This is a genomic window from Marivirga harenae (assembly GCF_030534335.1).
Lineage (GTDB): Bacteria > Bacteroidota > Bacteroidia > Cytophagales > Cyclobacteriaceae > Marivirga > Marivirga harenae.
In genome coordinates, this window is sequence record NZ_CP130565.1 from 1,960,977 (window position 1) to 1,987,850 (window position 26,874).

The window sequence follows — 26,874 nt, forward strand, 5'->3', positions numbered from 1 at the left end:
ATGCGATATATTTTAATAATTCTTTTTACTGTATTGCTGGGGGCTTGTGCATCCATAGATGATGATTTTCCTGTGCCCCCAGCAAGCACAGTTTCCAAATTTTCGGTAGAAGTTTTGGATGAAGACGAGCGAGAGGTTCAATTTAACAATGAATCTATTATTCCTGAGAATGCAGGTTTAGCCTCTTACACTTGGTCTTTTGGAGATGGAACTACTTCTTCAGAAGCATCTCCTATCCATACTTATGAACAGTATGGCGAGTACCAGGTGAAGCTAGTAGTATTAACTACAAATAGTGGTGAAATCAAAGAATCATCCCAAGAATTAGCATTACTTCAAGCAGTTGATATTGATTTTACTCTCTATTACATGGATACTGATATGTTACAGATTATCGGAGTAGGGGAGGAAAATGTTAATGCTGATATAAATGGTTTTGGAAATGGACTTGCCATTGACAGAACAGGCGGTAAGCTTTACTATGCTGACGATGATAATTTATCTTTAAACATCATGAACTTAGATGGTTCAAATCCTGAAGTATTGTACGAGGGTTTGACCGGAATAGGTAGCGTAGCGGTTGATTCCGAATCAGGAAAAGTATATTGGACTAACCGAACTGATGGGGTAGTTCAAAGAGGTAATCTAGACGGGACAGGATCAGTAGAAACCATAATTGATGGATTATCACTACCAGAAGGTATTGCTGTCCATAATGGTAAAATTTATGTATCTGATGTTGATGTACCACCTATAGGAGAGAATATTTATGTAGCCAATAGTAACGGTTCAGGCTTGGAAATCTTCGTGGCCGGAAGTTGGGGTTATGGTATGGCCATCGACCCTGAGAATGAAAGATTATATTTTGGTGATCAGGCTGTTTATGACGATCCTGAAGATAACAGATTAAAAAGCGTTGATCTGAATAACAATTCAGATATCGCTACTGTCGCCACAATTGAGCCTATCGGAGCAAATGGAAGTCGGACTTATGGTATAAGCATTAATACGGAAGAAAATAAAGTCTATTGGACAGATAGGTCCTCAGGTAGAATCAAATCTGCTAATTTAGATGGCTCCGGTGTTGAAACAGTTATAGTGGCAGAGGGATCTCCACGCGGAATCGCATTAAGTTTTTAATTCTGTATTTAGGTTAAAAGTCGGAGGTTGTATGTGCCTTCGGCTTTTTTTATTATTTATTGTATTTGTTAATTACAGAATTGTATATTTATTTCTGTCACATAAATTAGAAAATTCTAAAGTTATATTTTAACATCTATTTACTTAAATGAAAAGAATTTTAGTCTTTATTCTCATTACGACATTTTTTTCTTGTCAAACCAAACAAGAAGAGAAATTACCTGTCCAAAATACTACGAAAGGAGGCTTATTTATTATTGGTGGAGGTTCTAGACCTGCCGCTATGATTGATAAATTGATCGAATTTTCGAATCTAAAAGCAGGCTATGGTTATATTCTTCCTATGGCTTCAGCCGATGACTCAGCCTATTTTTACGCAAATAAACAGTTTTCGGAAAAAGGCTTAACGGATTTAAAAGACTATACAAAAGGGGCAAATCAATTATTGGATTCCATTGAAAATGCCTCATTGATCTATATGGCTGGAGGGGATCAAAGGAGATTAATGGATGTCCTGACTGAAAAGGAACGGAATTCTATAAGAAAGGCCTATAAAAACGGAGCAATTATAGCCGGAACTAGTGCTGGTGCCGCAGTAATGAGTAAAAAAATGATTACTGGAGATGAAAGGAAGCATCCTGAATATCACGCTACTTTCCGAACCATAGAAAAAGGCAATATTATTTTTGATGAAGGTCTAGGTTTGTTGCCAGCAAATATTGTAATTGATCAGCACTTCATTTACAGGAGTCGGTATAACAGACTGCTAACCGCTGTTTTGGAGTACCCTGACCATATCGGTCTTGGGATAGATGAGTCAACAGCCTTATTTATAAAAAATGATTCAGCTACGGTGATCGGTGAATGGCAAGTTGTTAGCTTTCAAAATAGAAATCAAGAGTCTGAAAGCAAAAACGGTTTGTTAGGAGCAAGAAATCTTGAATTAAACATTTATCTTCCCAATGATAAATTCAAACTTCCGCAATGATAAAAAAGCTTCCGGATACACTAGTCATCATATTTTTCATTTTAATAGTTTTCACTTTACTAACTTGGATAATTCCTGCCGGCAATTATGAGAGAATTTTTGTGAACGACAGGGAAGTAATCGATCCGGATACTTTTTCATATTCCGAACAAAACCCACAAGGTTTATTTGATTTATTAAAAGCGCCAATAGAAGGATTCCAATCATCTGCTCAAATTATTGCTTTCATTCTATTAGTCGGGGGAGCTTTTGCTATTATCAATAAAACAGGAGCGATTGATTCTTCACTTCAATATGTAGTGCAATACAGCCTAAGCTATCCGAAAAGTAAAAAATGGATAATACCCATTATTATTACGCTATTTTCTTTATCAGGAGCCACCTTTGGAATGAGTGAGGAGGTTTTGGTCTTTGTCATGATCACTATACCTTTAGCTAGAGCATTGAATTATGATGTCTTAGTGGGTGTAGCGATTCCATTTTTAGGTGCAGGTGCCGGTTTTGCAGGTGCATTTGCCAATCCATTTACAATTGGAGTGGCTCAAGGAATAGCTGAACTAGCGCCATTTAGTGGGATGGAATACAGATTGTTGGTTTGGCTTATTTTTACCTTTGCAGTGAATATTTTCATTCTGAGGTATTGCTATTTATTAGACACAGGAAAGCGAAAGCATTATTTGACAGATATAAAATTCACAACACCATCGGAAAAGACAGACTTTAACGGAAGACAAAAACTGATCCTTATTGCATTTGCGCTCGCACTGCTGTTGTTGATTTATGGCGTCAATAGCTGGGGCTGGTACATCAATGAGATAGCTGCACTTTTTGTTGGGCTAGGAATTATTGCCGCAATAATTGGTAAGTTGGGTATGCAAAAAACGATTGATGCTATTATGGAAGGAGCTCGAGACCTGATGCCAGCCGCTTTGGTTGTAGCGCTATCAAAAGGGATTTTAATCTTGGCAACTGATGGTGATATTATTGATACCATATTGCATAGTTTAGCTTCCTTGTCGGAAGGAATTCCAGATTATGCTTCTATTCAAGTCATGTTTTTTGTTCAAAGCGCATTGAACTTCTTTCTACCTTCTGGTAGCGGACAAGCAGCACTCACAATGCCCATTATGGCGCCATTGAGTGATATTTTAGGAATTGGCAGGCAAACAGCAGTTTTGGCTTTTCAGTTTGGGGACGGTATTTCAAACTTGATAATTCCTACTTCAGGAGTTACTATGGGGGTATTGTCTATCGCGAAGATTCCATACGAAAAATGGCTGAAGTGGGCACTTCCAATTATTATTGTTTTTTCAGTTTTAGCTATGCTATTACTTTTACCTCCTGTTTTATTTTTTAGTTGGGCATGATTTGTATATTGTGGAATATAATAATTGAAAAATGCCACTTAATAAATTTAATCCTAAGTATCAAGGAGTTCAAACCAAAAGCACCAGCAAGCAGGAACAGAAATTCCATCAATTAATGGATGCTCTGGAGGAGCAAGAAATTCCCAAATCAGTAGTAAACTTAATTAACGAAGAAGTCGATAAGGTAAATCAAGCAGATTCGAAAAAATTATTAACGGCTCAGTTGGCAAAATCATTTCGAACGATATTAAAGATTGCAGAGAAAGAAATGAATTTAGTTGCTAAAAATCATTACAAAAATATGTGGTTGGCAATAGGGATGAGCGCATTTGGAATCCCTTTAGGTATAGCGTTTGGAGCTTCATTAAATAACTACGGTCTCATGGCGGTAGGTATACCTATTGGTTTTGCAATTGGAATTGCAATTGGTTCTAAAAAAGATAAAGAGGCTGAAGAACAGGGCAAGCAACTTGATATTGAGATATAGAATTTTCATCTCAATTTCTAAATTATTCCAACAACTTCCCATCTTTGTGATATGAATAAAGATAATTCAGCACCTATAGGTATTTTCGATTCTGGTATTGGCGGACTAACTGTGGCGCATAAAGTCAAAGAACTTATGCCTAATGAAAGTATGGTCTACTTTGGCGATATTGCGCATTTACCTTATGGTGATAAATCAGCGGCAGCTATTCAGGCCTACAGCATTAAAGTAACGGATGTATTGTTACAGCAAGGATGTAAGTTAATATTGATAGCTTGTAATTCAGCTTCCTCAGCAGCCTTCGAATTGGTTAAGGAGTATGTAGGTTCCAAAGCTAAAGTTTTCAATGTAATTGATCCTGTGGTTGAGCATGTTGGACAAAACTACAGCAAGCAAAAAGTCGGACTGATCGGTACGAAACAAACAGTAAATTCAAACGCTTATGAGTTGAAGTTAAAGCAACTTAACCCCGATGTTGAATTAAAGAGTTTGGCCACTCCACTTTTAGTACCTATGATAGAAGAAGGGTTTTTTGAAAATAGAATTAGTCATGATATAATTGAAGCATATCTTCATCACGATGAATTAAAGCATATCGAAGCTTTAATATTGGGATGTACGCATTATCCTCTAATCAAAAATGAAATTGATAAATTTTACAACGGAGGAGTTGATATTTTGGATTCAGCCAGCATCGTTGCCAAGCGATTGGAATACTTTTTAAAAGAGAATGCTTTGCTCTCAACTAAAAAAGATAGGAAAGATAGATTTTTGGTTTCTGATATTACGGCATCTTTTGAGGCGTCTGCTAAAATATTCTTCCATGACGAAGTGCATTTAGAGAAGTATCCTATTTGGGATTAATCGGAATTTTAAGTGTGAACTGTGATCCCTCATTTACTGTAGAAGTAACGGAGATTTCTCCAGCTAAAAAGGAAATAGCCCGATGTGCTAAAAACAATCCTAAGCCGGATCCTTGTGTTTTATTACTTATTTTAAAGTACGGCTTAAAAAGATCTTCAAAGTATTTTTCTGGAATGCCGTCACCATTATCTTTCACATGTATGTAAAAATAGTAGTTACCTGAATCAGTGAATATTTCTATTTCATTTTTCGTTCCGTTTTGATAGAGCAAAGCATTCTCTATAATATTGTCAAGAGCTATTCTTAGAAGGGACTTATTGGCTTGTACATCTGCTGCATTTTCCCTTATATCTAGTTTTATACTTGCGTTATGCTCCTCAATTTCCAGTGACATATCCTTAATACATTCATTCACAAGTTCTGTAATTTTAACATTTTCGATCTTGTGAGAATTATTAAGTGCATAAGCCATTTGTAATTTGAAAAGCATTTTATCCATACTCATAGCTGTGGTATGCACTTTGCTAAAAAGGGCTTTCATTTCATGAGGATCTTCATTGATCTGAGCAATGTTATTCAATCCCAATAGTGTCCTGATGGGTCTTCTAATGTCATGGGAAGCTCTATATAAGTAGGTGTCTAATTCCTTATTGATTTCCAATAATCGTGTTGTTCTTTCAGATACTTTTGCTTCCAACATCTCATTGAGTTTATCAATTTTCTGATTTTTGTTTCTAAGGGTAAAAGCGTACCAAAGAACTACCAAAAGTGTGACAGCAATGATAATCAAAAGAGCTGTCCTTAATTTTAAATGGGAGGATTGAAGTTTATTAGTGTTTTGAAGTAGTTCTAATTTACTAATTTCTTGTTCCATCAGGTGTCTTTCATGCAAACTTGCCACGTCATTGCTCATATTAATGGAATCTCTTATATTATCCTGTAAAATGTAGTCTTTCAAGTACTGATTTGCCATAGCAGTATCGCCTTTAATTTCTGCTACTGTGGCTCCGACTTTTAAGTATTCTGCCTTAGATTTTGGGTTTGTAATGGGATAGTTATTTGCAATATCCTGCATTGTTTCAAATTTACTTACAACAGAGTCGGCATTATCCATTTCAAGATAAATCCAACATAAGTAAATTAAAGCATTCATTCCACTATTGTACACGCCTGCATTTATGCTGGTTTCAAAATCTTTTTCCAAGAGAGGAATTGCTAAATTGTAGTCTCCTTTTTCATAATAAATAGTAGCTTTATTTCCATTATTAAGTGCTAACCGAACGGAGTCATTTAAAACGGAAGATAACTTAACTGCCTTATCGATATTAATTAAGGCATCGTCAAAACGATGAGTTCTTCGATAAGCAATTCCTTTTATTTCATATAATCCCAGCAACGAAAAGGAATCTGAACGACTAAATTTTTTCACCTTTTTTAAAGTTTCCAATCCTTTGTCTGCATATTCAATACCAATATCGTTATTCCAGCCATTCATATTTATTCTCCCGATTCTATTGTAAACGGCTGCCAGGGTGGCGTGGACTTTTAATTTTTCAAGTATTGAAGAAGTTTTTAAATAACATTCTAAAGATTCTACCAATCTATTCTCTCGGTAGTAGAATTGGCCTAATTTATAATATAGAAAAGCTTGAAATTCATTAGAAGATTTAGTGGCTGGAATTAGTTTCGAAATCTGTTTAATTCCTAATTGGTATTCGTTGTTTCTTTCGGCCAAAGCCAGAAGTTTCAAATGCTTTTTAAATTCTGAGAAGTCGGATATCTGCTTTGATGGTATTTCATTAATCTCTTGAGCTAACTTTTTATTATCAACCTCAACTGAATGATCTGAGTTGATTTCATGTTTATAATAACTATCCAATGAATCAAAAGATAAATTCTGTGAAACACCTACAGTTATGAAGGAAAAAATCAATAAAAATTGTACTAAAAAAGTCCTTATCACTTCTATACTTAGTTTGAGTCTTGGCTTGAGGCAGTGAGCATCAATAATATAAATTCAAAAATAGGATTATTTTTAAACTTAACCTGTACCAATTAGTAAATTTCATCCCAATTAAACCATAGTTCTATCGAATATCTTACTTGGATTATTTTTAGATATGGTCTTAATCAAAGAAAAAGATTGAACATCAATTATAATAAACTTAACTTTGCACTTTAAGTAAAAAATCATGAGCGATATCATCAAACACGAATGCGGGATAGCCTTTATCCGCTTAAGAAAACCTCTCCAATATTTCATCGATAAATATGGTCCGCTTTACGCCATGAACAAGCTTTATTTGCTGATGGAGAAGCAGCACAACCGTGGGCAAGATGGTGCTGGAGTAGGAAATGTAAAGCTTAATGTGGAGCCAGGTCATCGATATATCAGTCGTTATCGCTCTGTTGATAATCAACCAATCACCCATATTTTTAAGAAAATCTCGAAGAAATATAAAAAAGCTAAGAAGGAAGGTGGAAAGTGGTTTAACCAAGAAAAGTGGTTAAAAGAGAATTGTGCCTTTACTGGAGAGGTGTGGTTAGGTCATTTGAGATATGGAACACACGGGCAAAATTCCATTGAAAACTGCCACCCAATGTTACGTCAAAACAACTGGAAAAACAGAAGCTTGATGGTGGCTGGCAATTTTAATATGACAAATGTTGAAGAGCTTTTTGATATTTTAACTGAACTAGGACAGCACCCCAAAGAAAAGGTAGATACCGTTACGGTGATGGAGAAAATCGGCCATTTCTTAGACGAAGAAAACCAAAGGATATTTGAGGAGCACAAGGATGAGTATACCAATGCGGAAATCACTCAAATAATTGAAGAGAAATTAGATTTGTTGCAAGTTTTACAAAGGGCTTGTAGAGATTTTGATGGCGGGTATGCAATGGCAGGTATAACAGGTGCTGGCCACGCATTTGTAGCTCGTGACCCTTCTGGCATAAGACCAGCACATTTCTATGCTGATGATGAGGTAATTGTAGTAGCATCCGAAAAAACAGCAATTAAGACTGCATTTAATGTAAATTACAAGGATATTCAGGAGATTAAACCAGCTCATGCTCTAGTGATGAATACCAATGGAGATTACAAAATGGAGCAGTTTATAGAGCCGTTGGAAAGGAAATCGTGCAGTTTTGAGAGGATTTATTTTTCCAGAGGATCCGATCCTGAGATTTATGCAGAAAGAAAAATGCTAGGGAAGCTTTTGGTTCCAACGATCCTTAAGGCTATCGATTACGATTTAGAAAATACGGTTTTCTCCTACATCCCCAATACTGCAGAAACTTCCTTTTTAGGAATGATGGAAGGAATGGAGGAGCATTTGGCTAAAAGACAGCTTAAAGAACTGCGAAGTGCCAGAGAAGATGACCATGCTCTTGAAAAACTACTATCATTTCGGCCAAGAGTAGAAAAATTGGTTATCAAGGATGCCAAATTAAGGACTTTTATTACCGATGATGCGCATAGAGATGATTTGGTGGCACACGTATATGACACTACGTATGAAGTAATCAAAAAGAAAGTGGATACGGTGGTTGTGATTGATGATTCCATTGTTCGTGGTACTACCTTGGAAAAAAGCATTTTACGAATGCTAGATAGATTAGAACCAAAGAAGATCATCATAGTCTCATCAGCGCCTCAAATCCGTTTCCCTGATTGCTATGGGATTGACATGAGTAAAATGAAAGATTTTATTGCTTTCCGTGCTGTGTTAGCTCTGTTAAAAGAGACGAAGCAGGAAAATATATTAGAAGAGGCTTATCAAAAATGTTTACATAGTGACAATACAGAGAATCACGTAAAAGATGTATTTGCACCTTTCACTTATGAACAAATCTCAAGGAAGATAGCTGAACTAGTAAAAATCGATACGATTGAAGCAGAGGTGGAAGTGATTTACCAAACAGTAGAAGATCTACACAAAGCAAGTCCGGAGCATTTAGGCGATTGGTACTTTACAGGTGACTTCCCAACTCAAGGAGGCAATAGAGTGGTGAATAAGGCCTTTGTTAACTTTATGGAAGGAAAAGAAGTGAGGGCTTATTAGAATTTTCTAGTTGGCAAGGTTACAGGTTGTCAAGTTGGCTAACTGACCACTTTTAAACTTTAAACTCACGAACCTGCTAACATAGTTTTTCCATTCTCGAAATACTTTCCTATTTTTAATCACCGCAAATTGACTAAGGAAGGCATGATTAAGAACTCATACGTATTTTTCATTTCACTTACAGCTGCCTTGGGTGGCTTTTTGTTTGGTTTTGATACGGCTGTAATATCCGGAGCAGAGCAAGCTATTCAAGAAATATGGGAGCTTTCTGACTGGATGCATGGCTTTTCTATTGCTATTGCACTTTACGGGACAGTAATAGGTGCATTAGCTGCGGGTTATCCCGCTAACCGTTTTGGAAGAAAGCCTATGTTGTTATTAATTGGCGTTCTTTATACGGTTTCAGCTTTAGGTTCAGCTTTAGCACCTGATGTGAATACTTTTATGTTCTTTCGTTTTTTGGGCGGCTTGGGAGTTGGGGCTTCATCTGTAATTGCCCCGATGTATATTAGTGAAATTGCTCCTGCCGGTAAAAGGGGAATGTTAGTGGCCTTATTTCAATTCAATGTTGTATTGGGAATCTTGATTGCCTATTTCTCTAATTATTTAATTGCATTGGCAGATTTGGAAAGTAGCTGGAGATGGATGTTGGGGGTAGAAATAATTCCTGCCATATTATATTCATTATTGAGCATCCGCTTGCCGAGAAGCCCTAGATGGCTAATTGCCAACCGTAATGATTATGAGGATGCCAGAATGGTTTTAACCAAGACCGATCCTGAAAATGTAGATCATATAATCAAAAACATTGAAAAGGAGAAAGCGAAAATGGAAAAAAGGGAAGGCTTTTTCGCACTTTTCAAAAAGCAATATTTCAAATTTACTTCAATGGCTATTTTAATTGCTTTTTTTAATCAACTTTCCGGTATCAATGCCATTATATATTTCGCCCCAAGAATATTTGAATCTGCAGGTATAAGTACAGAAAATGGATTGCTGTCCACCATGGGAATCGGGTTCATTAATGTGATTGCCACCATGATCGGTCTTTATTTGATTGATAGGATGGGTAGGAAATTCTTACTCTATTTGGGTTCCGTAGGGTATTTAATTTCTTTAAGTTTGATGGCAATTAGTTTTAGCGGGGACGTAATTCCTTCTAACCTACTTCCCTTCTTTGTATTTCTATTTATTGCTGCGCATGCAGTGGGAAGTGGCTCTATTATTTGGGCCTTTATTGCTGAAATCTTTCCTAATAAGCTGAGAGCACATGGACAATCCATTGGAAGCTTTACCCATTGGCTATTTGCTGCCGTCATTGCAAACGTTTTTCCCTTTTTCGCAAATGCATTTGGTTCATCGTCCATATTCTGGTTTTTTGCTATAATGATGTTTATACAGCTTTTATGGACTATTTTTGTGATGCCGGAGACCAAAGGACGAGAACTGGAAGAAATAAAATAGTAGCCATAAATAAAAATGATTTGGCTTTCATCACGGAAAATATTATTATTGAATGTGGATAATTTAAAATATTTGATCATTTCTGATTCTACTCAAAAGCCGATCCCTCAATTGGAAGTAAAAAAATTTGAGCTACAGAATTTACAGCCGATATTTGACTGTTAGTTTACACATTTCTTCTTAGTACCGGGAGCATTACCACAGCAGCTCCTAAATATTGGAATTTAAGTTCTTAACAACATCACTTTTAAAAATGAAGAAATTTGTATTGGCTATCCACGGAGGAGCAGGCACTATTCTCAAAAAAAACATGACCACTGACAAAGAAAATGCTTATCATGAGGCACTTAGAGAAGCATTAGAGGCTGGGAATGATGTATTAAATAAAAAAGGAACTTCCATTGAAGCGGTTTCTGTTGCCGTTGCTATGATGGAAGATAGTCCACTTTTCAATGCTGGTAAAGGATCAGTTTATTCTAATAGCGGAAAAAATGAAATGGAAGCATCCATCATGGAAGGTGGTGATTTGAGAGCGGGAGCCATTGCCGGAGTAAAAAATATTAAAAACCCAATTCAGCTAGCTAAATCAATACTCTTTGATGATGATTTTGTATATCTCATTGGAGAAGGTGCGGAAGAGTATGCCGCGAAGAGGAAACTGGAAAAAGCAGCAGATGAGTATTTTCATACGCAATTTAGAAAAGATCAATGGTTGGCGGCAAAAGGAGAAGGCAAAGTACTGTTGGATCATGATGCCGATAAAAAGTTTGGAACGGTGGGTGCAGTGGCCTTGGATATATATGGGAATCTGGCAGCGGCTACTTCAACAGGGGGCTTGACTAATAAGAAGTATGGCAGAATTGGAGACAGCTCAGTTATAGGTAGTGGAACTTATGCAAACAACAACACATGTGCTATATCATGCACCGGATATGGAGAATTTTTCCTAAGAGCCATAGTTGCTTACGATGTTTCTTGCTTGATGGAGTATAAAGGCCTAAGCTTAAAAGAAGCTTGTGATCAAGTAGTGATGAAAAAGTTAGTTGAAATGAAAGGGGAGGGTGGTCTTATTGCTTTGAGTTCTCACGGTGATTTTGAATTTAGTTTCAATTCTGAAGGAATGTATAGAGGAGTTGTTGGTTCTGAATTAAGTTTAAAAACTTACATTTATAAATAGCGCTTAATTTCTTTTCCATTTCCTAAAACCTTTCCTATTATCAGGCTGTTACACTACCGTAATTAGAAATTAAATTATGGCAAAAAAGCAAACAGCAAAACCAATTGATATAAAAATAAAGGAAGCCTACGTGGATTTTGTTTTAGAAAATGGAAAAGAACCTGCTTCTATCTACAAATTCGCTAAAGATTTGAAGATGAGTGAGGTAGATTTTTATAATCACTACAATTCCTTCAAAGCTTTACAAAAACATATTTGGGCAGATTTCCTCAAGGAAACGATCGAAAATTTACATTCCGAAGAATCTTTTGTGGAATATTCATCGCGTGAAAAATTATTGGCATTGTACTTTACATTAATAGAGGTATTGAAAGCCAATCGTTCTTATGCCATGATGGATTTACAGAAAATGCGAAAGGGAGATGTAAAGCCAGCCTTTTTGGAAGCCTTCAAGAAGCATTTTCATAAATTTGTGGATGAAATTTTATTGCAAGGAAAGGAAACGGAAGAAATAATTGATAGGCCTGTTATTGGAGATAGATATGTAGAAGGTTTGTGGATTCAAACCCTTTTCATACTTCAATTCTGGGCAAATGACGACAGTAAGGATTTTGAAAAAACAGATGCTGCTATAGAAAAAGCGGTGAATGTTGCCTATGACTTGATGGGTAAAAGTCCTCTCGATTCCATGTTTGATTTTGCCAAATTCATATTCCAAAATCGATAATCATGAGCGAAAGAAAAGAACAATCTCGAATCCCTATATCAAAAATTCAGCGAGCTAGCAAATTTGTAACCACTGGGGCAAAAGTTGGAGGGAACTTTATAAAACATTATTCAAAGAAGGCTTTCAATTCTAAGCTTGATCGATCTCAATTGGATTTAGATAATGCGGAAGATATATATGAGTCCCTGAGTGAATTGAAAGGAAGCGCTCTTAAAGTGGCTCAAATGCTAAGCATGGATAGAAATTTACTGCCGCCTGCTTATCAGGAAAAGTTTACCATGTCACAATACAGCGCTCCACCATTGTCTTATCCTTTAGTGGTAAAGACCTTTCAAAAAACGTTGGGTAAAAGTCCAGAAGCGATTTTCGATGATTTTACAAAGAATGCCGTAAATGCAGCTTCGATGGGACAGGTTCATCGGGCCACCAAGGATGGTAAAAAGCTTGCTGTAAAAATTCAATACCCAGGAGTTGCAGATAGCATAAGCTCCGATTTACGATTGGTTAGACCTTTTGCTACTCGCTTATTCAATATGAGTAATGCTGAATTGGATCATTACATGAGCGAAGTGGAAGGGAAATTAATGGAGGAAGCTGACTATGATTTGGAATTGAGACGTTCCAAAGAAATTACTGAAGCCTTAGCTGGAAAAATTGAAGGACTTTATTTCCCTAAATACTATGAAGAGTATTCTGGCGGACGAGTAATTACTATGGACTGGTTGGATGGAGTGCATTTGAAAGAATTTTTGGCAACTAACCCATCTCAAGAAACCAAAAACAAAATTGGTCAAGCACTATGGGATTTCTATAATTTCCAATTTCATGAGCTGAAGCAAGTGCACGCAGATCCACATCCAGGTAATTTTATGTTCATGGATGATGGTACCATGGGTATTATAGATTTTGGATGTATCAAGGAAATCCCGGACGATTTCTACGAAAATTATTTTGCTTTGCTTAAGCCAGGATTTTTGCAAGATAAAGCAGAAATAGATAAACGTTTTAAGGCTTTAGATTTCTTCCACGAAAAGGATACCCCTGCCGAAAGAGAAATTTTTAGTGGCGTGTTTACTGAAATGATTGGTATGTTGAGCAAGCCCTTTCAATATGATATATTCAATTTTGGAAACAATGCCTTCTTCGAAGAAATATATGCCATGGGCGAACGAGTTTCTAAGATGAAAGAAGTACGAAATAGTAATGGTGCTAGAGGATCAAAGCATGGGCTATACGTAAATAGAACTTATTTTGGTCTATATAATATGCTCAATCAATTGGATGCGGAAGTAAAAATCACCAAGCCAGTTTGGTTGAAAGGAAGCACAGAGAAAGTGGCTTAGGCGATCATCTTGTTCCTTTTATGGTTAAAAATAAATGTATAAACCTCATTCATATTTTAATGAATGAGGTTTTTATTTTGAAGTGTAATTTAGGGATCTATTTATATTTTTCAAACCAGCCCGTGATGTAGGCAACATGTCTAATAATATTACTTGGTCTTGCCGTAATACCGTGTCCTGCTCCCGGTATTCTTACCATTTTACTTTCTACCTCCAGCAATTTCAATGCACCATAATATTGCTCAGTTTCACTCATGGGAGTCCTATAATCATTTTCTCCCGTCACCAAGAGGGTAGGGGTTTTTACATTTCCAACCAATGAAATCGGGGATCTCTCTAAATATTGTTGAGGATCTTCCCATGGCTTTTTATTAAACCAATACTGAGGATAATAATTATAGCCATCTGCAGTTAAACTAAAGCTGTACCAATTGATTACCGGCTTGCTTACAACCGCTGCTCTAAAACGATTTGTTTTGCCAATGCTCCATGCTGTTAATACTCCACCACCACTTCCACCAGTAATATAAAGTCGATTTTGGTCAATAAAGCTTTTGTCCTGCATCATGTCAACACCAGACATTAGATCATCATAATCTTCACTTGGATAATTATGATTGATGTAGCCTCCAAATTCCTCACCATAGGTAGTACTTCCTCTAGGGTTGGTATATAAAACTACAAAACCTCTTGAAGCCATTAATTGAAGTTCCGGACTAAAATGAGGCCCATAGGCTAAATGAGGACCTCCATGAATTTCTAAAATCAATGGGTATTTTTCATTTTCATCAAAATCTGGAGGATAAACAATCCAACCTTGAATGTTTTTATCATCGAATGAAGATTTGAAATTAACCTCTTCTACTTTACCAATATTCTTATTTTGAAGGAATGTATCGTTCAGATTTGTGATGGTTCTATTGGCCATTTTTGTTGGGAAATGACCAACTGATAATTCTCCTGGACGTTGGGTGTTAGCCTTGGTGTATGCATATCTTCCGTTTTTAGCTATACTATAACTTCCACCTGAATAAGGTCTTCCGAAAGATCCATTTCCAATTCCTCTTGTGATTGTAACTGCATTTCCGTCCATTTTTAGATTTGCCAAAACACCATTTCCATGGTCATCATAATAAGCGAATATGCTTTTGCTGTCTTTGGCCCAAGTCAAATTTTTGAAATCCCTATCTAATCCATGATTGAGCTCTTTCGCATTGTTACCTTCAACGTCCATCACAAAAACATGGTCTAATTGATAACCCACAAACTGATCTTCATAGCTTAAATAGACAATAGACTTACCATCTGGCGAAACAATAGGACTATGATGAGGACCCTGTCCTTCTGTTAATTGTGTTAAAGCTCCTGTTGCTATGTTGATTTTGAAGATGTGTGTGTTGTTTGGTTCTAAATCCGCCTTCTCAGATCGATTAGCTGAAAATACCAAATGTCTTCCGTCAGCAGTCCATGATGGGGCCGCATGATTGTAATCTCCGCTAGTCAGTTGGCGCGGAGCTCCTCCTGCTGCATTCACGATAAATACATGATTGTAAGCAGGTTCTAAAAATGAAAAATTACCATCTGATTTATAAGAAACTTCTTCTATTACTTTTCCGGGGGAAGCCCAATCTGCTCCCTTCGGAGGGGAGGGGAATTGTCCAAAACTTTCTTGTTTTTCAGGAACACTCATGTTGAAAGCAATATGTTCTCCATCGGGTGACCAGGTGATATTTCCAGGTCCAGATGCCAGGTTTGTGACAGAAGCTGTTTGGCCGGTTTCCATCCATCTAACAAATATTTGAGAACTTCCTTCTTCCGCTGACACATAAGCCAATTTTTTTCCATCGGGCGACCAAATAGGCTGTTTGTAACCAGACTTTCCTGACGTTAACGGCATATGATTTTCACCAGTAAAATCTATGATCCATAAATTAGTATATTTTCGATCAGTCATCACGTCAAATTGATTTCTTACATACACTATTTTTTCACCATCAGGAGAAATTTGTGGATCACCAACATATTGCAAATCGAATATATCCATATACTCTAATGGAGTTTTTTCCTGAGCATATGAAACCACTCCCAAAAGGAATAGGAAGGAAGTTAGCAGTAGAATTTTCTTCATAATCTTAAGTTTTATTATTGTTACTTCTCAAGTTATGAATTTATTCAATTGTATTGATGGATATTATATTAATGGTTTATAAAAAAGGCCTCAAATTTATGAAGCCTTTTGGAGTGGGTATTAATTTAAATTTTATTGATTACCTGGAATAAGCATAGGGGTTTTACCATCTGTTATAATCACTTTTGCATTCGGGCTTTTGGCCAATTCTTTGAAAGCTTCGATACTTCTTAATTGAATGATGGCATCATTTAATCCTTCGGCCAAAATTTTCTGTGCATCTCTATTGCCTTCTGCTTCAATTCTTCTTCTTTCAGCTTCCTTGCGCTCAATTTCCAAAATAAAATCCATACTCATGGATTCTTGCTCCGCTTGTAATTTCCGTTCTATGGCGGCTGATAATTCACGTGGGAGTTCAATGCTTTTCATTAAAACTTCCTCTATGATGAATCCTCGCGGACTTAACACTTCAGTCATTCTTTCTTTAATTTCCGTTTCTATCTGCTTTCTTTTTCCCGAATGCATATCCTTGGCCATAAAATTGGCGGAAATATCAGAGGAAGCTGATCTGAAAACAGGTAGTATGGCATTTCTAACATAGTTTTGACCAATGTCTTCTATTATTAAAGGAGCCATGTCCTCTTTTATTCGATAAAGAATGGAAATTTCGGACTGAATGCTTAGACCTTCTTTACTGGGCAGGCTAAGATTTAGTTCAAGGTTCTCGGTTCTTGTAGGGGTTTTGATCATCTTCGTAAAAAATGGGTTTATTCCGTAAAGACCAGCATAATATACATCAGGGTCTATTTTGCCAAGTTTTCTTTTTACGCCAACTTCACCTTGACGGACAACAGTACAACTACAAATTAATAGTGCAACTAAGGGAATCATTAGATTTTTCATGGGTTTCTAGTTTTTTCCATTTACAACCAATAATTATACCGATGTGTTAAGTATTTAGTATGTTATATTGTACGGAAATGATGAGTGAACAAGAAAAATTAGAATTAGAGACCAATTATGCCATGAAAGTAGTATTTGAGGGTTTTCTTTTTGATCAAATTAGGACAGAGTTAGAAGAAAAGGGCCTGCACGAAAAGCAGATTGCAAGTATAATTAAGGAGGTTGATGATATTGATTTATTAAATTCCGTTGAACCTAAGCTTGCAAAGAGAAGATTTAAATACGAAAAATCTGGGGCAGGCATTTTGGTTACAATGGCACTTTGCTTATTCTATTTAGCATATAGTTACGAAATGATTAAATTGGAAAATTTAGAATTTGGACTTGTAACGGTATTTTTACTTACGCTTTCCTTTATATTTTATAAAAAGGTAAAAAAGCCGCAAGGAAAATTTGTAAATAAAAATAAATTCAAGAATGATTAATGAATTCCTGATTTTCGAATCTTGTCCTTTTTGATTAATTTGTTAACAAATTTTAAGGTCATGGCAGAAAGAAAATATAAAAGCTTTAAAGAGTTTTATCCATACTACTTAACCGAACACCAAGACCCTACTTGTAGGAAATTGCATTTTATAGGTACCGCTTTATTGTTTGGTGTTTTAGCTTGGGCTTTGATTACCCAAACCTATTGGGGTTTAGCATTAATTCCCGTTGTAGGCTATGGTTTTGCTTGGGTAGGACATTTCTTTTTTGAGAAAAACAAGCCAGCTACTTTCATCTACCCACTTTGGAGTTTAGCCTCGGATTTTAAATTGTTCTTTCAGATTTTAGTAGGTAAACAACCACTCAATCCTCAGCGATGATTTTCGGGTATAGTTTAAAGATTACTGCTCCGCATAAAATACTGAACAGTAATAGGGCGCTGGCTTTTAAGATTTCCCCATATATAAATAAGCCAGTACTGAAAAGGAATCCATACACTCCCATACTTCCTGCTATCATACAAATGATTCCTGTAGGCACTTTCCATTTCTGAGATTTCTCCTGTATTAATCCTTTTGATGATAATCTTGCACTGATGTTCTTCCAACCTGGCCCACCCGGATTTACTTTATTTAAGAAATTGGCTAATTGTTGATCGGTGGTTTTTTCGGTAAGAAAACTAGCTGTTACCCAGCTTACCGTTGTAATAGTGACCCCTATAATTAGTTTTTGCCAGGAGAGTAGCTCATCAAAACCAAATGGCTGATCTGCAAATGCAAAATAAAGTGCAATAATAAAGCTGACCACCATGGCTACAATTTCACTGATGGCATTGATTCTCCACCAAAACCAGCGGAGAATATAAATTAATCCAGTACCAGCACCGATTTGCAACAATATTTCAAAGGTTTGTAAAGCGTTTTCCAATACCAAGGCCATTAGCATGCTGAAAATCATAAGAACTACAGTTAATAATCTCCCTAGCAGTACTTGCTTACTTTCAGAAGCTTTAGGATTAATGAATCTTTTGTAAACATCATTGACCAAATAGGATGAGCCCCAATTTAAATGAGTGGAAATTGTGCTCATATAAGCTGCCACTAATGAAGTGACTACCAATCCAAGAAGGCCTGCTGGAATAAAAGTCAGCATAGCTGGATAACCCATATCGTGCGTAGCCACTCCTGAATTTACAGCAGGGAATGCCTTCGCAAAACTATCCAAATCGGGAAAAACAATAATGGAACACAGTGCAACGATTATCCATGGCCACGGACGGATGGCATAATGTGCCACATTAAAAAATAATACAGCCTTGATGGAATGATCCGCATTTTTAGCAGCAAACATTCTTTGTGCAATGTATCCGCCTCCACCAGGTTCCGCTCCTGGATACCACGTACTCCACCATTGCACAAGTAGTGGGATTATCAAGAGCATCACCCACATTTCAGGATTGGAGAATGAAGGGAAAAAGGATAATTTGTCCACCACATTTTCATGGACTAACAAATTATCTAAACCTCCAACTTTGGGATGGTTCAAAGCTACGTAGGCAGCGACCAAAGCACCCCCCAAAGAAAGAAAGAATTGCAGGAAATCTGTAAACAAAACCCCTCTTAAGCCACCCAAACTGCTATAGATTACTGTGATAATTCCTGCAATCACTACCGTTTGCACAGGGCTTAGTCCTAATAAAACGCCTCCTATTTTAATGGCTGCCAAACTCACGGAAGCCATGATCATCACATTGAAAAGAAATCCTAAATAGATGGCTCGAAAGCCTCTTAAAAACCGAGCAGCTTTGCCAGAGTATCTTAATTCATAGAATTCAACATCGGTGAGCACACCTGATTTTTTCCATAAGCCCGCATAAACGAAAACGGTCAACATTCCAGTCAGCAAGAATGCCCACCATGCCCAGTTACCAGAAACACCATTTTGGCGGACAATATCTGTTACTAAATTAGGGGTGTCAGTTGAGAAAGTGGTGGCTACCATTGAAACACCCAAAAGCCACCATGGCATTTTACCTCCAGCTGCAAAAAATTCGGAGGCACTTTTATTTTTTCTGGACGTCCAAAAACCTATTCCTAAGGAAATTAATAAAAAACCAAAAAGAATAATCCAGTCAATGGTATTTAAAATCATATTGAAATACTAAAAATTTGCCTGAATATAGAAAAGAATTTTAGCTTAGCATGAGATAAGAAGGTCAGACCAGAATATTTTTCAAATCAAAATGTATTTTTAATCAAAACAGTTAATGCTATTTAGGGATCGACAATCTACAAACTTCAAACTTCCAACTCCCTATCGCTCCTTCGTTTCTACCTTTATTTTGCTTTCCAAGGTCTTATGAACCGGACATTTATTGGCTATTTCAATCAGTCTTTTTCTCTGTTTTTCGTCCAATGAGCCTTTAATTTCAATGCTTCTATCAAAGAATGTGATTTTGCTGTTATCCGATTCGCAATCTTGGCTGTCTTCATCATAGCGTTGATCTTGATCCACATGCACTAAAATTTCATCCACATCCCAATTTTTTCTATTGGCATACATTCTCAATGTTATGGCTGTGCAAGCGGCTAATGCAGAAGTTAATAATCCATAAGGGGAAGTACCGAAATTATTACCGCCCACATCTTCAGGTTCATCTGCAATCAAATGATGCCCTTCTGCTACAATTTGTGTGGTGTATTGATCTTCCTTTTTGCCGATAAATGCCACTGTCTGCGAATCAGTAGATATTTTTTGTTGCTTTGGTTTTTCAATATACCGATCTGCCCATGTGGCAATTACTTCACCTGCATATAGTGAGTCTTCTTTATTACTCAATAAGTGATCTGCACCGTCTAATGAGATAAAACTTTTTGGATGATGTGCTTTTTCATAAAGGGTTGCTGCATTGGAAATGTCCACAGTTTGATCCTGTGGGGAATGTAAAATTAGTAATGCTTTCCGTAAGTCTTTTATCTTTTTCAGATTGTCCTTACTTTGAAGATCATCTAAAAACTGTTTTTTAATTTTAAAGGGTCTTCCGCCTATATTCACTTTAGCCTCGCCTTTTTTGAGAATTTCTTCCTTTTTATCTTCAATTAAATTTAAAACATGATCTGCTTCTGCAGGAGCTCCAATGGTAGCAATTGCAGCAACTGAATCTATTAAATCTGCAGCCATTAAAACTGCTGCTCCACCCAGCGAATGGCCAATTAATAAGCTTGCTTCTCGGTAATTTTCTTTTAAATAGTTTGACGCTTTAATCAAATCGTCAATATTGGAGGAGAAATTAGTATCAGAAAACTCACCCTCGCTTTGACCCAAACCAGTAAAATCGAAACTTAAGACAGCGAAGCCTTTTTTGGTCATGGATAAAATAATATTTCTAACCGCATTAAGGTTTTTGTTGCAGGTGAAACAATGGGCGAAAATGACATAATTATGAGGTTGATCATCAGCAGGAAAATGAATTGCAGCCGATAGTTTATCACCCGTTGAACCTTCGAATTGAATATTTTCCTTCTTCATGAAATTAATAGTTTTATGCTTGGACTTCCTAATTTATGAAAAGGAATCGGATTTGAATAGAAGAAAAGACTTTATGACGTATTGCAGACAATTCAAATTTTACTTTAAAAACTATGGAATAATTACATTAGCCGACAAAAAAATGTGAATATTCAAAAGTATTATTAACTTTAGATGCAAATATTAAAATTGCTAATAGTTAATGACGGGAGGTTATCTATTCATCTTTCTTGTCTAACACCATAAATAGATACTAAAACTTAAAAGTCTAAATCTCAAACCATGTTAAAAGAACAGCTAAAAATCTTAATTAAATTAGCCACAATTGATAATGAGCTGGCGGATAAAGAAGCAAACTTAATTGAAAAAATTGGAAAGGCTAATGGGGTTACTGAGGATGAAATTTATCATATGATGAAGAATCCTGAGCCTATGAAAAACTTGGATACTTTATCAGAAGACCAAAGGTTTGAATACTTGTACAATATTATTCAATTGATGAAGATTGATGGCAAAGTATATAAAAGCGAAATAGTTTTTTGCCAGCATATTGCAGAAAGATTAGGCTATAAGAAAAAAGCAGTTGCTGAACTGTCTAAAAGTATTTATAGTGACCCTAGCATTACAAGTGATAGGGAAGAACTAAAAACAAGATTGAGAAAGCATTTAACTAAATAATTTTATGCCCCTTTACTGGGGCATAAATTTTTTTATGAAACAAAGTTTTTTTAACGTTCTTGCTAGAATTAATAAGGTAGTACTTCCCAGCATGGCCAAAAAGGATTTGACCAAGCTCAAAAAATGGGAAAAGGCAGTGGTAGCCTTTCGCTATATAGTAACCAAGAATTCATTAGGAGACTGACCCTAGTAGTTTTGGGTATAAAGTTCTTTCCCCTTTTGGATATATTTTTTATCCACTAAAAAATATTGTTCTCTAGCCTGTCTGTTTGTAAGTTCTTTCAATATTCTTTGAGCTTTTTTCTCTTTTCCAACCACATGAAGAATTTTAGCATACAAATAAACATTAGCCGTGTGTTCAGGGGCTATGCTGTAGGCTTTTTTCAATAATTTCTCAGCTACCTCATTGGAAGGCCAGCTAAGAATCAAAGGAATACTTGGTGCTTCCATATGCAATCCTCCTAGTAATCGTAAAGCGCCTGCTTGATTATATTTTTTATCTAGTTCAATGGCTCTTTCAGTCAATTTTTTGATTTTATCAAGAACACCTTCTTGTGCTGCTTCAGTGATTTCAATTAGATTTGCCCATCTGGCGTAATTTGCTGAATACCAATAAGCTATCGCACCATTATTAGGATATTCTCCAGCTTTGCTTTTAGCTAAAGCGATTGCTTTTTCGTATAAGTCCCTTTTTTCGCTTTCTGAAACTTCGGTCCATGAAGCTTTGAATTCGTAGCTTTTCAGTAAACCTATGGTTTTATCAGGTTCAGAAGTACTTTCTCCGAATAATTGGATGGCTCGATCTATGTTTTGACTATTAGCCTTTCCATTTTCAATGATATTATACTTTTTGCTAAAGTACTCTTCAGCAGCTTTTAATTTACTTTGAGAAAAAACTGGAAGTTCAATCGAAAGAATGAATACTATTGATAGCAAAATGAATCTCATTTACAGCTAGTTTTTATGTGATTGATATCATTCTGCAACCCTAACGAACGAGAATGGTGTTTGTTGGACTTAGGATTTATGATAATGCTTAAGTAAAAATTAAGTAAATTGAAGTTTTAACAATTATAAGTGATATGCAAGGCAAATCAGCCCAAAATTCAAGGACTACAATTACCGAATTGATGATACCTTCTTATGCCAATTTCGGTGGTAAAATACATGGCGGAATTCTACTTTCGTTAATGGATAAGGTGGCTTATGCTACTGCCACCAAGCATAGTGGGGCTTATTGCGTAACGGTTTCCGTTGATAATGTGGATTTTCTCCAACCAGTGGAAGTGGGAGATTTAGTGTCAATGCTGGCCTCAGTAAATTATGTTGGAAATTCCAGTATGATCATTGGCATTAAAGTAATTGCAGAAAATGTGAAAACTGGATTGGTTAAGCATACCAATACCAGCTATTTTACAATGGTAGCTAAAAATGAGGATGGTAGTTTAAAAACGGTCCCAAAGTTGATCCTTAAATCTAAGGACGACCTAAGAAGATTTGCCGAAGCAGTGAAAAGAAAGCAATTAAGAAAAAGTTATCAAGAGCAAATGGAAAGTGAAAAATCTGCTTTTACTGTTGAAAAGCAAAAGAATTTAATAGAAAACCAGCGTTGCGAAGTGCAAATGTAAGAATAAAGTAGTCTTTTAAAGGAACCTAGCCTTTAAAAGACCACCTTGATACTTTATGATTGTTTAGATTTTAACCATTCTTTCGCTTCATCAACTGTTTTGAAAGTGGCCATTTCTAAATGTCCTCCAATATTCATATTTAATTCTTTGGCTGACATTTCAGAAAAAGTGTTACTGGATACCACATGAGCATAATATTTTAGACCCGATTCAATAACTTTTGGAATTAGAACTGATTCTATCCAATCCATTGCCTGAGTCCATGGACCCGTTGATTTGCTATCATCATTTAGTAAATAAGGACATTTACTTTTCTTAATGAGGTCCGCAAACTCTAGCCCCCAACTTTTTACTGCATCAACATTTGCATATCCTTCCCAATCGCAGTAAATCCAATTATCATCTGCATTATACTCTGTCTTACAGATTACTCTATCTAAATTGTTTTTAGTGTTAAATTTCATTGCAATAATTTTTTTGGTTAAACATTTCTCAAAATAATATTTTCATCAAAGAAACTAAAATTATAAATAGTATATTGTTCATCTTTTATAAGTTTAATACATGGGTGGTCATATTATTCTGACCGTTAATTAGTGGCTAAATAAAGATGAAGAAAATAATTTTAACTATTTCCATTTTGATCATATCAATGATTATATATTCTTTACTGACATCAGAAAATATAAATTCATTGAAAGGTGGCTTTCAGGAGCTGGCATTTATGAGAAATGGAAATAATATCGGACCAATTCACAGAGTTTATGCTTATTCGATAAATGATACATTATGGTCAGAAATGGAAAAACATGCTGATTTATTACCTCATACTAAATACGGAAGCACTGAAGTTTACTATTTTTTGAGTGATGAATTCACAAATTCTGATGTAAAATTAAGGATGAAAGGAATTGGCCAAGAAGCTCAAGCTTATTGTATTGCCTATGCAAGCATAGATGGCCAATCGAGAATTAAGTTTATTAAATATCCATTTAGATAAGGGTTTCTAACGCAGAAGCACCTTCCATGCCTCCATTACTTTATTTTCTTCTAATAACTGATGAGCTATCTCGTGAAGTTCATTGCTATCTTCAGTAAATGTTTGATACTTATCAGGTAGCTGTAAGCCTTGTAAATCATCAGATTCAGGAATTTTTTCCGTATTTCCCAGTTTTCCTAAATCATTGCCTGTTAACATTTTACTTCTTCTTATCTCCTCAGGTAGGGCGTCAATACCTATTCCCAGCTTCTGCAACGGCTTTTCAACCTCAAATAGTGCTTTTTTGGATCGACTATACCAATTCCCTCCGAGCCTACCAATTGGATCTAATTTTAAGGGGTCAATTTTTCCGTTTTCATCTAAAATTTCCTCATTAATATGAATATGAATAACTTCGCAAATAACAAGATTTCCTGCACCACCTTCTTTGCCAGTTTCTATCACTTCATTGACTTTACATTCAAAAGCAATAGGCGCTTCAGCCACTCTTGGCGGTTTTACTTTTGTCGATTTAGCCTGTGTGAATCCTGCCTTTATAAATTCATTCACACCTTTATCATATTCTGTAGAAGCCAAAGACATTTGCTCCACCATAGGATAATTGGCTATGTTAATGACAACCTCAGGTATTTCTTTCACATTTTCATAGGAGTGTTTGGTTGTATTATTTTTACCTCTCCTTGCAGGAGAAAAGATGAGTATGGGTGGATTTGCTCCAAATACATTAAAGAAACTAAAGGGACTTAAATTCACATTTCCTTCTTGATCAATAGTACTGGCAAAGGCAATAGGTCTAGGGGCAATAGCCCCCAATAATAGGCCGTGCAGTTCTGGTGTTTTAATCGATTTCGGGTCTATTTCTTTATAACTCATGCTCGAATTTTGCTAAAGTTTTTCGATTATTCAAGATAATTTCTTTTAGTTGTCTTTTTGTAACCACATTTCTAGCACCAGCAAGCTATAAATCATGTATTGAGTATTTCTTTCCTGATATTTCACGCCCTTCATCATCAGCATGATTTCTGTATAGTTTACAAACTTATAAATTTTTGCCTGCGGATTGAGAAGTAGATCTTTGATGAGCGTTCTAAAATCATTTTTTATCCAATTTCCGAGTGGTGCTTCAAAGGAAGTCTTTGTTGCTTTTGTCACGGATTTAGGAAGCTGTTGGGCATAAATAGATTTTAGAATATGCTTTCTATTAAAACCTGAAATTTTAAATGAATCAGGAAATTGATTCATTAATTCAAACAGTTGATGGTCTAAAAAGGGAGATCTAGCTTCAATAGAATACGCCATGCTTGCTCTGTCCATTTTCACTAAAATGCCAGAGAGTAGATTGAAAGTACGATCCCAATGCATCAATTGATCTAAATCTGATAAATTCTTATTGAAGTGTGATTTAATTAGGTTAGATGTGGAAGTTTCCAACTCATGATTCCATAAGGAAGGAATGTCATGGTCTTGGAACATGTCCGTAGTGAATAATAAATACCTTTCTGAATCTGATGAACTGGTGATCCTGGCAGTTCTTTTAAGAAAGCCTAATTTGGATCGCCTTTCTCCGTTGGGTATAATTTTATTGAGATATTGGGTAAATGCCAAATATGAGATGTTTTTAGCGGTAAAATACCTTCTATACCCTCCGAATAACTCATCACCTCCATCTCCATTCAACATCACTTTCACGTGCTTAGAAGCGGATTCAGCTATTGCTAAATTGGGCAAGGCACTGCTGTCTGCCAACGGTTGGTCAAAAGTTGAAATTGATTTTTCCAACAACGTCAATGGACTTTTATCGATTCTAATTACTTGATGTTCTAAGCCAAATTTTTGCGCTGTTTCTCTTGCTATCTTGCTTTCATTTTGGCTGGTTTGAAAAGGGTATTCAACAGTAAAAGCTTGCAAATTTTGCTCATGTTTAGAGGCTTCCAATGCAATCACTGAACTATCCCATCCGCCAGATAGAAACAGTCCTTTTTTCACATCTGCCCTTAACCTAATTTTTACAGAATTCTCAATGGCATGCTGAACTTTTAATTTTGCCTCCGCAAATGAAAGATTTTCTTTAGGCAAATATTGGTGTTCCCAATAAGAGGTTATACTGGTTTTTCCTTTCTGATATTTTAGAAAATGGGCAGGTGGAATAGCAAATACGTTTTCATAGATAGTTTCTGGTTCAGGGATGTTAGAGAAACACAAATAATGATAAATAGCATTTTCATTGATTTGAACCGCAATGTCATTGAGCTGCATCAGTTTTTTAAGACTTTTAATTTCTGAGGCAAACAGCAGTATTCCCTCATCTTGATAGTAGAACAGTGGTTTTTGTCCCATTCTATCGCGAGCCAAATAAAATAGGTCTTCTTGTGCATTGTAAAATGAAAAGGCAAACATTCCTCTTATTTCTTTAAGAGTTTTAACAATTCCTCTATTTAAAATAAGCTGAAATAAGATTTCTGTGTCTGATCTTGATGAAATATTTAGAGAATTGGCTAATTCTGGATAATTATATATGGCTCCGTTAAATGCTAGATGATTTCCCGATTTATCACTTCTGGGTTGATTTCCTTCCTCAATGCCGATTATTTTTAATCTTTGGGTACCTAGATTTAGATTTTGTGTTTTTATGGAGTGCATTGCATCAGGGCCCCGATGTTGCATAAGATTCAATGCATTTTCAAATTGGGTTTTGTCCAATGCACCCTTTTTTCTCCAAGCCCCTGCTATCCCACACATTTATTTAATTACTTTTTCCTTTTTTGATATAATCTTTCCTGAATCCACCACATTAAGGTATAGTAGACAAAAATACACCCTAGAATAGATATTAACAGAAATTCTATTGTAAATAAAAAGGTAATTTGATCAGTCGAAGTAAATAGAAAATGTAGAAGAT

General features: G+C 36.0%; 25 protein-coding genes. 16 read left to right on the forward strand and 9 right to left on the reverse strand.

All coding sequences use genetic code 11. The features are described from left to right. The 5 genes from Q3Y49_RS08380 to murI all read left to right on the forward strand — a co-directional run bounded on the left by Q3Y49_RS08380 (position 1) and on the right by murI (position 4,846). The gene (locus Q3Y49_RS08380) at positions 1-1,140 is read left to right on the forward strand and encodes a PKD domain-containing protein (protein ID WP_303271858.1); all 1,140 of its coding nucleotides are present in this window, start codon (positions 1-3) and stop codon (positions 1,138-1,140) included. A gap of 148 nt (positions 1,141-1,288) precedes the next feature. After that, entirely contained in the window at positions 1,289-2,128 is an 840-nt protein-coding gene (locus tag Q3Y49_RS08385) for a cyanophycinase (protein WP_303271859.1), read from the forward strand. Further along, entirely contained in the window at positions 2,125-3,495 is a 1,371-nt protein-coding gene (locus tag Q3Y49_RS08390) for a YfcC family protein (protein ID WP_303271860.1), read from the forward strand. The genes Q3Y49_RS08385 and Q3Y49_RS08390 overlap by 4 nt, the downstream gene beginning before the upstream one ends. A 31-nt stretch (positions 3,496-3,526) precedes the next feature. Further along, positions 3,527-3,982, forward strand: coding sequence for a hypothetical protein (locus tag Q3Y49_RS08395; RefSeq protein ID WP_303271861.1), 456 nt, complete (start codon positions 3,527-3,529; stop codon positions 3,980-3,982). 51 nt (positions 3,983-4,033) lie between these two features. Next, the gene (gene murI / locus Q3Y49_RS08400) at positions 4,034-4,846 is read left to right on the forward strand and encodes a glutamate racemase (RefSeq protein WP_303271862.1); all 813 of its coding nucleotides are present in this window, start codon (positions 4,034-4,036) and stop codon (positions 4,844-4,846) included. Here the strand turns inward: murI and Q3Y49_RS08405 are convergent. Beyond that, positions 4,833-6,809, reverse strand: coding sequence for an ATP-binding protein (locus Q3Y49_RS08405; protein WP_303271863.1), 1,977 nt, complete (start codon positions 6,807-6,809; stop codon positions 4,833-4,835). The genes murI and Q3Y49_RS08405 overlap by 14 nt on opposite strands. 229 nt (positions 6,810-7,038) lie before the next feature. Here Q3Y49_RS08405 and Q3Y49_RS08410 point away from each other — a divergent pair, with 229 nt between their 5' ends. The 5 genes from Q3Y49_RS08410 to Q3Y49_RS08430 all read left to right on the forward strand — a co-directional run bounded on the left by Q3Y49_RS08410 (position 7,039) and on the right by Q3Y49_RS08430 (position 13,624). Then, complete coding sequence (locus Q3Y49_RS08410; protein WP_303271864.1) at positions 7,039-8,913, forward strand: amidophosphoribosyltransferase; 1,875 nt, start codon at positions 7,039-7,041, stop codon at positions 8,911-8,913. Between the two features lie 144 nt (positions 8,914-9,057). Further along, entirely contained in the window at positions 9,058-10,377 is a 1,320-nt protein-coding gene (locus Q3Y49_RS08415; protein WP_303271865.1) for a sugar porter family MFS transporter, read from the forward strand. Between the two features lie 253 nt (positions 10,378-10,630). After that, positions 10,631-11,554 carry an isoaspartyl peptidase/L-asparaginase family protein gene (locus tag Q3Y49_RS08420; RefSeq protein ID WP_303271866.1) on the forward strand — a complete coding sequence of 308 codons (924 nt, stop codon included), beginning with the start codon at positions 10,631-10,633 and terminating at the stop codon, positions 11,552-11,554. A 76-nt stretch (positions 11,555-11,630) separates the two neighbouring features. Further along, complete coding sequence (locus tag Q3Y49_RS08425) at positions 11,631-12,281, forward strand: TetR/AcrR family transcriptional regulator (protein WP_303271867.1); 651 nt, start codon at positions 11,631-11,633, stop codon at positions 12,279-12,281. A gap of 2 nt (positions 12,282-12,283) precedes the next feature. Beyond that, positions 12,284-13,624: an ABC1 kinase family protein gene (locus Q3Y49_RS08430; protein ID WP_303271868.1), complete on the forward strand. Its 1,341-nt coding sequence runs from the start codon at positions 12,284-12,286 to the stop codon at positions 13,622-13,624. Between the two features lie 97 nt (positions 13,625-13,721). Here the strand turns inward: Q3Y49_RS08430 and Q3Y49_RS08435 are convergent, their stop codons facing one another. Further along, on the reverse strand, positions 13,722-15,752 hold the full coding sequence (locus Q3Y49_RS08435; RefSeq protein WP_303271869.1) for an alpha/beta hydrolase family protein: 2,031 nt from the start codon (positions 15,750-15,752) through the stop codon (positions 13,722-13,724). Positions 15,753-15,884: 132 nt separating this feature from the next. Next, complete coding sequence (locus Q3Y49_RS08440) at positions 15,885-16,655, reverse strand: prohibitin family protein (protein WP_303271870.1); 771 nt, start codon at positions 16,653-16,655, stop codon at positions 15,885-15,887. Positions 16,656-16,777: 122 nt separating this feature from the next. Here Q3Y49_RS08440 and Q3Y49_RS08445 point away from each other — a divergent pair, with 122 nt between their 5' ends. Both Q3Y49_RS08445 and Q3Y49_RS08450 read left to right on the forward strand, forming a co-directional pair. Beyond that, positions 16,778-17,140, forward strand: a complete 363-nt coding sequence (locus Q3Y49_RS08445; protein WP_303271871.1) for a hypothetical protein — start codon at positions 16,778-16,780, stop codon at positions 17,138-17,140. A 60-nt stretch (positions 17,141-17,200) separates the two neighbouring features. After that, complete coding sequence (locus tag Q3Y49_RS08450; RefSeq protein ID WP_303271872.1) at positions 17,201-17,521, forward strand: Mpo1-like protein; 321 nt, start codon at positions 17,201-17,203, stop codon at positions 17,519-17,521. On the opposite strand, the gene Q3Y49_RS08455 is transcribed toward Q3Y49_RS08450, so the two are convergent. Both Q3Y49_RS08455 and Q3Y49_RS08460 read right to left on the reverse strand, forming a co-directional pair. Then, positions 17,505-19,292 (reverse strand): sodium:solute symporter family protein, encoded by a 1,788-nt coding sequence (locus Q3Y49_RS08455; protein ID WP_303271873.1) that lies wholly within the window; start codon positions 19,290-19,292, stop codon positions 17,505-17,507. The genes Q3Y49_RS08450 and Q3Y49_RS08455 overlap by 17 nt on opposite strands. 162 nt (positions 19,293-19,454) lie before the next feature. Then, complete coding sequence (locus Q3Y49_RS08460) at positions 19,455-20,669, reverse strand: bifunctional alpha/beta hydrolase/OsmC family protein (protein WP_303271875.1); 1,215 nt, start codon at positions 20,667-20,669, stop codon at positions 19,455-19,457. Between the two features lie 282 nt (positions 20,670-20,951). Between Q3Y49_RS08460 and Q3Y49_RS08465 the strand changes: the two genes are divergently transcribed. Both Q3Y49_RS08465 and Q3Y49_RS08470 read left to right on the forward strand, forming a co-directional pair. Further along, entirely contained in the window at positions 20,952-21,347 is a 396-nt protein-coding gene (locus Q3Y49_RS08465; protein ID WP_303271876.1) for a TerB family tellurite resistance protein, read from the forward strand. 34 nt (positions 21,348-21,381) lie between these two features. Beyond that, positions 21,382-21,531: a hypothetical protein gene (locus tag Q3Y49_RS08470; protein WP_303271877.1), complete on the forward strand. Its 150-nt coding sequence runs from the start codon at positions 21,382-21,384 to the stop codon at positions 21,529-21,531. Between the two features lie 2 nt (positions 21,532-21,533). On the opposite strand, the gene Q3Y49_RS08475 is transcribed toward Q3Y49_RS08470, so the two are convergent. Then, positions 21,534-22,295, reverse strand: a complete 762-nt coding sequence (locus Q3Y49_RS08475) for a tetratricopeptide repeat protein (protein WP_303271878.1) — start codon at positions 22,293-22,295, stop codon at positions 21,534-21,536. A 134-nt stretch (positions 22,296-22,429) separates the two neighbouring features. Here Q3Y49_RS08475 and Q3Y49_RS08480 point away from each other — a divergent pair, with 134 nt between their 5' ends. Continuing rightward, complete coding sequence (locus tag Q3Y49_RS08480; protein ID WP_303271879.1) at positions 22,430-22,975, forward strand: acyl-CoA thioesterase; 546 nt, start codon at positions 22,430-22,432, stop codon at positions 22,973-22,975. 53 nt (positions 22,976-23,028) lie between these two features. Here Q3Y49_RS08480 and Q3Y49_RS08485 read toward each other — a convergent pair whose 3' ends face one another. Further along, positions 23,029-23,439, reverse strand: coding sequence for a hypothetical protein (locus Q3Y49_RS08485; RefSeq protein ID WP_303271880.1), 411 nt, complete (start codon positions 23,437-23,439; stop codon positions 23,029-23,031). A gap of 146 nt (positions 23,440-23,585) precedes the next feature. Here Q3Y49_RS08485 and Q3Y49_RS08490 point away from each other — a divergent pair, with 146 nt between their 5' ends. Next, positions 23,586-23,975 carry a hypothetical protein gene (locus Q3Y49_RS08490; protein WP_303271881.1) on the forward strand — a complete coding sequence of 130 codons (390 nt, stop codon included), beginning with the start codon at positions 23,586-23,588 and terminating at the stop codon, positions 23,973-23,975. 6 nt (positions 23,976-23,981) lie between these two features. On the opposite strand, the gene Q3Y49_RS08495 is transcribed toward Q3Y49_RS08490, so the two are convergent. Both Q3Y49_RS08495 and asnB read right to left on the reverse strand, forming a co-directional pair. Next, positions 23,982-24,848 carry a flavin reductase family protein gene (locus tag Q3Y49_RS08495; RefSeq protein WP_303271882.1) on the reverse strand — a complete coding sequence of 289 codons (867 nt, stop codon included), beginning with the start codon at positions 24,846-24,848 and terminating at the stop codon, positions 23,982-23,984. A gap of 45 nt (positions 24,849-24,893) precedes the next feature. Further along, positions 24,894-26,714: an asparagine synthase (glutamine-hydrolyzing) gene (gene asnB / locus Q3Y49_RS08500; protein WP_303271883.1), complete on the reverse strand. Its 1,821-nt coding sequence runs from the start codon at positions 26,712-26,714 to the stop codon at positions 24,894-24,896. Positions 26,715-26,874 lie beyond the last annotated feature (160 nt).

Excerpts from the sequence above, each read along its gene's own strand:
- Q3Y49_RS08395 (WP_303271861.1), top strand. The coding sequence starts at position 3,527 with ATGCCACTTAATAAATTTAATCCTAAGTATCAAGGAGTTCAAACCAAA.
- Q3Y49_RS08460 (WP_303271875.1), bottom strand. The coding sequence starts at position 20,669 with ATGAAGAAGGAAAATATTCAATTCGAAGGTTCAACGGGTGATAAACTA.
- Q3Y49_RS08420 (WP_303271866.1), top strand. The coding sequence starts at position 10,631 with ATGAAGAAATTTGTATTGGCTATCCACGGAGGAGCAGGCACTATTCTC.
- Q3Y49_RS08495 (WP_303271882.1), bottom strand. The coding sequence starts at position 24,848 with ATGAGTTATAAAGAAATAGACCCGAAATCGATTAAAACACCAGAACTG.
- Q3Y49_RS08415 (WP_303271865.1), top strand. The coding sequence starts at position 9,058 with ATGATTAAGAACTCATACGTATTTTTCATTTCACTTACAGCTGCCTTG.
- Q3Y49_RS08470 (WP_303271877.1), top strand. The coding sequence starts at position 21,382 with ATGAAACAAAGTTTTTTTAACGTTCTTGCTAGAATTAATAAGGTAGTA.
- Q3Y49_RS08410 (WP_303271864.1), top strand. The coding sequence starts at position 7,039 with ATGAGCGATATCATCAAACACGAATGCGGGATAGCCTTTATCCGCTTA.
- Q3Y49_RS08425 (WP_303271867.1), top strand. The coding sequence starts at position 11,631 with ATGGCAAAAAAGCAAACAGCAAAACCAATTGATATAAAAATAAAGGAA.
- Q3Y49_RS08380 (WP_303271858.1), top strand. The coding sequence starts at position 1 with ATGCGATATATTTTAATAATTCTTTTTACTGTATTGCTGGGGGCTTGT.
- Q3Y49_RS08475 (WP_303271878.1), bottom strand. The coding sequence starts at position 22,295 with ATGAGATTCATTTTGCTATCAATAGTATTCATTCTTTCGATTGAACTT.
- murI (WP_303271862.1), top strand. The coding sequence starts at position 4,034 with ATGAATAAAGATAATTCAGCACCTATAGGTATTTTCGATTCTGGTATT.
- Q3Y49_RS08440 (WP_303271870.1), bottom strand. The coding sequence starts at position 16,655 with ATGAAAAATCTAATGATTCCCTTAGTTGCACTATTAATTTGTAGTTGT.
- Q3Y49_RS08455 (WP_303271873.1), bottom strand. The coding sequence starts at position 19,292 with ATGATTTTAAATACCATTGACTGGATTATTCTTTTTGGTTTTTTATTA.
- Q3Y49_RS08490 (WP_303271881.1), top strand. The coding sequence starts at position 23,586 with ATGAAGAAAATAATTTTAACTATTTCCATTTTGATCATATCAATGATT.
- Q3Y49_RS08435 (WP_303271869.1), bottom strand. The coding sequence starts at position 15,752 with ATGAAGAAAATTCTACTGCTAACTTCCTTCCTATTCCTTTTGGGAGTG.
- Q3Y49_RS08480 (WP_303271879.1), top strand. The coding sequence starts at position 22,430 with ATGCAAGGCAAATCAGCCCAAAATTCAAGGACTACAATTACCGAATTG.
- Q3Y49_RS08485 (WP_303271880.1), bottom strand. The coding sequence starts at position 23,439 with ATGAAATTTAACACTAAAAACAATTTAGATAGAGTAATCTGTAAGACA.
- Q3Y49_RS08430 (WP_303271868.1), top strand. The coding sequence starts at position 12,284 with ATGAGCGAAAGAAAAGAACAATCTCGAATCCCTATATCAAAAATTCAG.
- asnB (WP_303271883.1), bottom strand. The coding sequence starts at position 26,714 with ATGTGTGGGATAGCAGGGGCTTGGAGAAAAAAGGGTGCATTGGACAAA.
- Q3Y49_RS08450 (WP_303271872.1), top strand. The coding sequence starts at position 17,201 with ATGGCAGAAAGAAAATATAAAAGCTTTAAAGAGTTTTATCCATACTAC.
- Q3Y49_RS08390 (WP_303271860.1), top strand. The coding sequence starts at position 2,125 with ATGATAAAAAAGCTTCCGGATACACTAGTCATCATATTTTTCATTTTA.
- Q3Y49_RS08445 (WP_303271871.1), top strand. The coding sequence starts at position 16,778 with ATGAAAGTAGTATTTGAGGGTTTTCTTTTTGATCAAATTAGGACAGAG.
- Q3Y49_RS08465 (WP_303271876.1), top strand. The coding sequence starts at position 20,952 with ATGTTAAAAGAACAGCTAAAAATCTTAATTAAATTAGCCACAATTGAT.
- Q3Y49_RS08385 (WP_303271859.1), top strand. The coding sequence starts at position 1,289 with ATGAAAAGAATTTTAGTCTTTATTCTCATTACGACATTTTTTTCTTGT.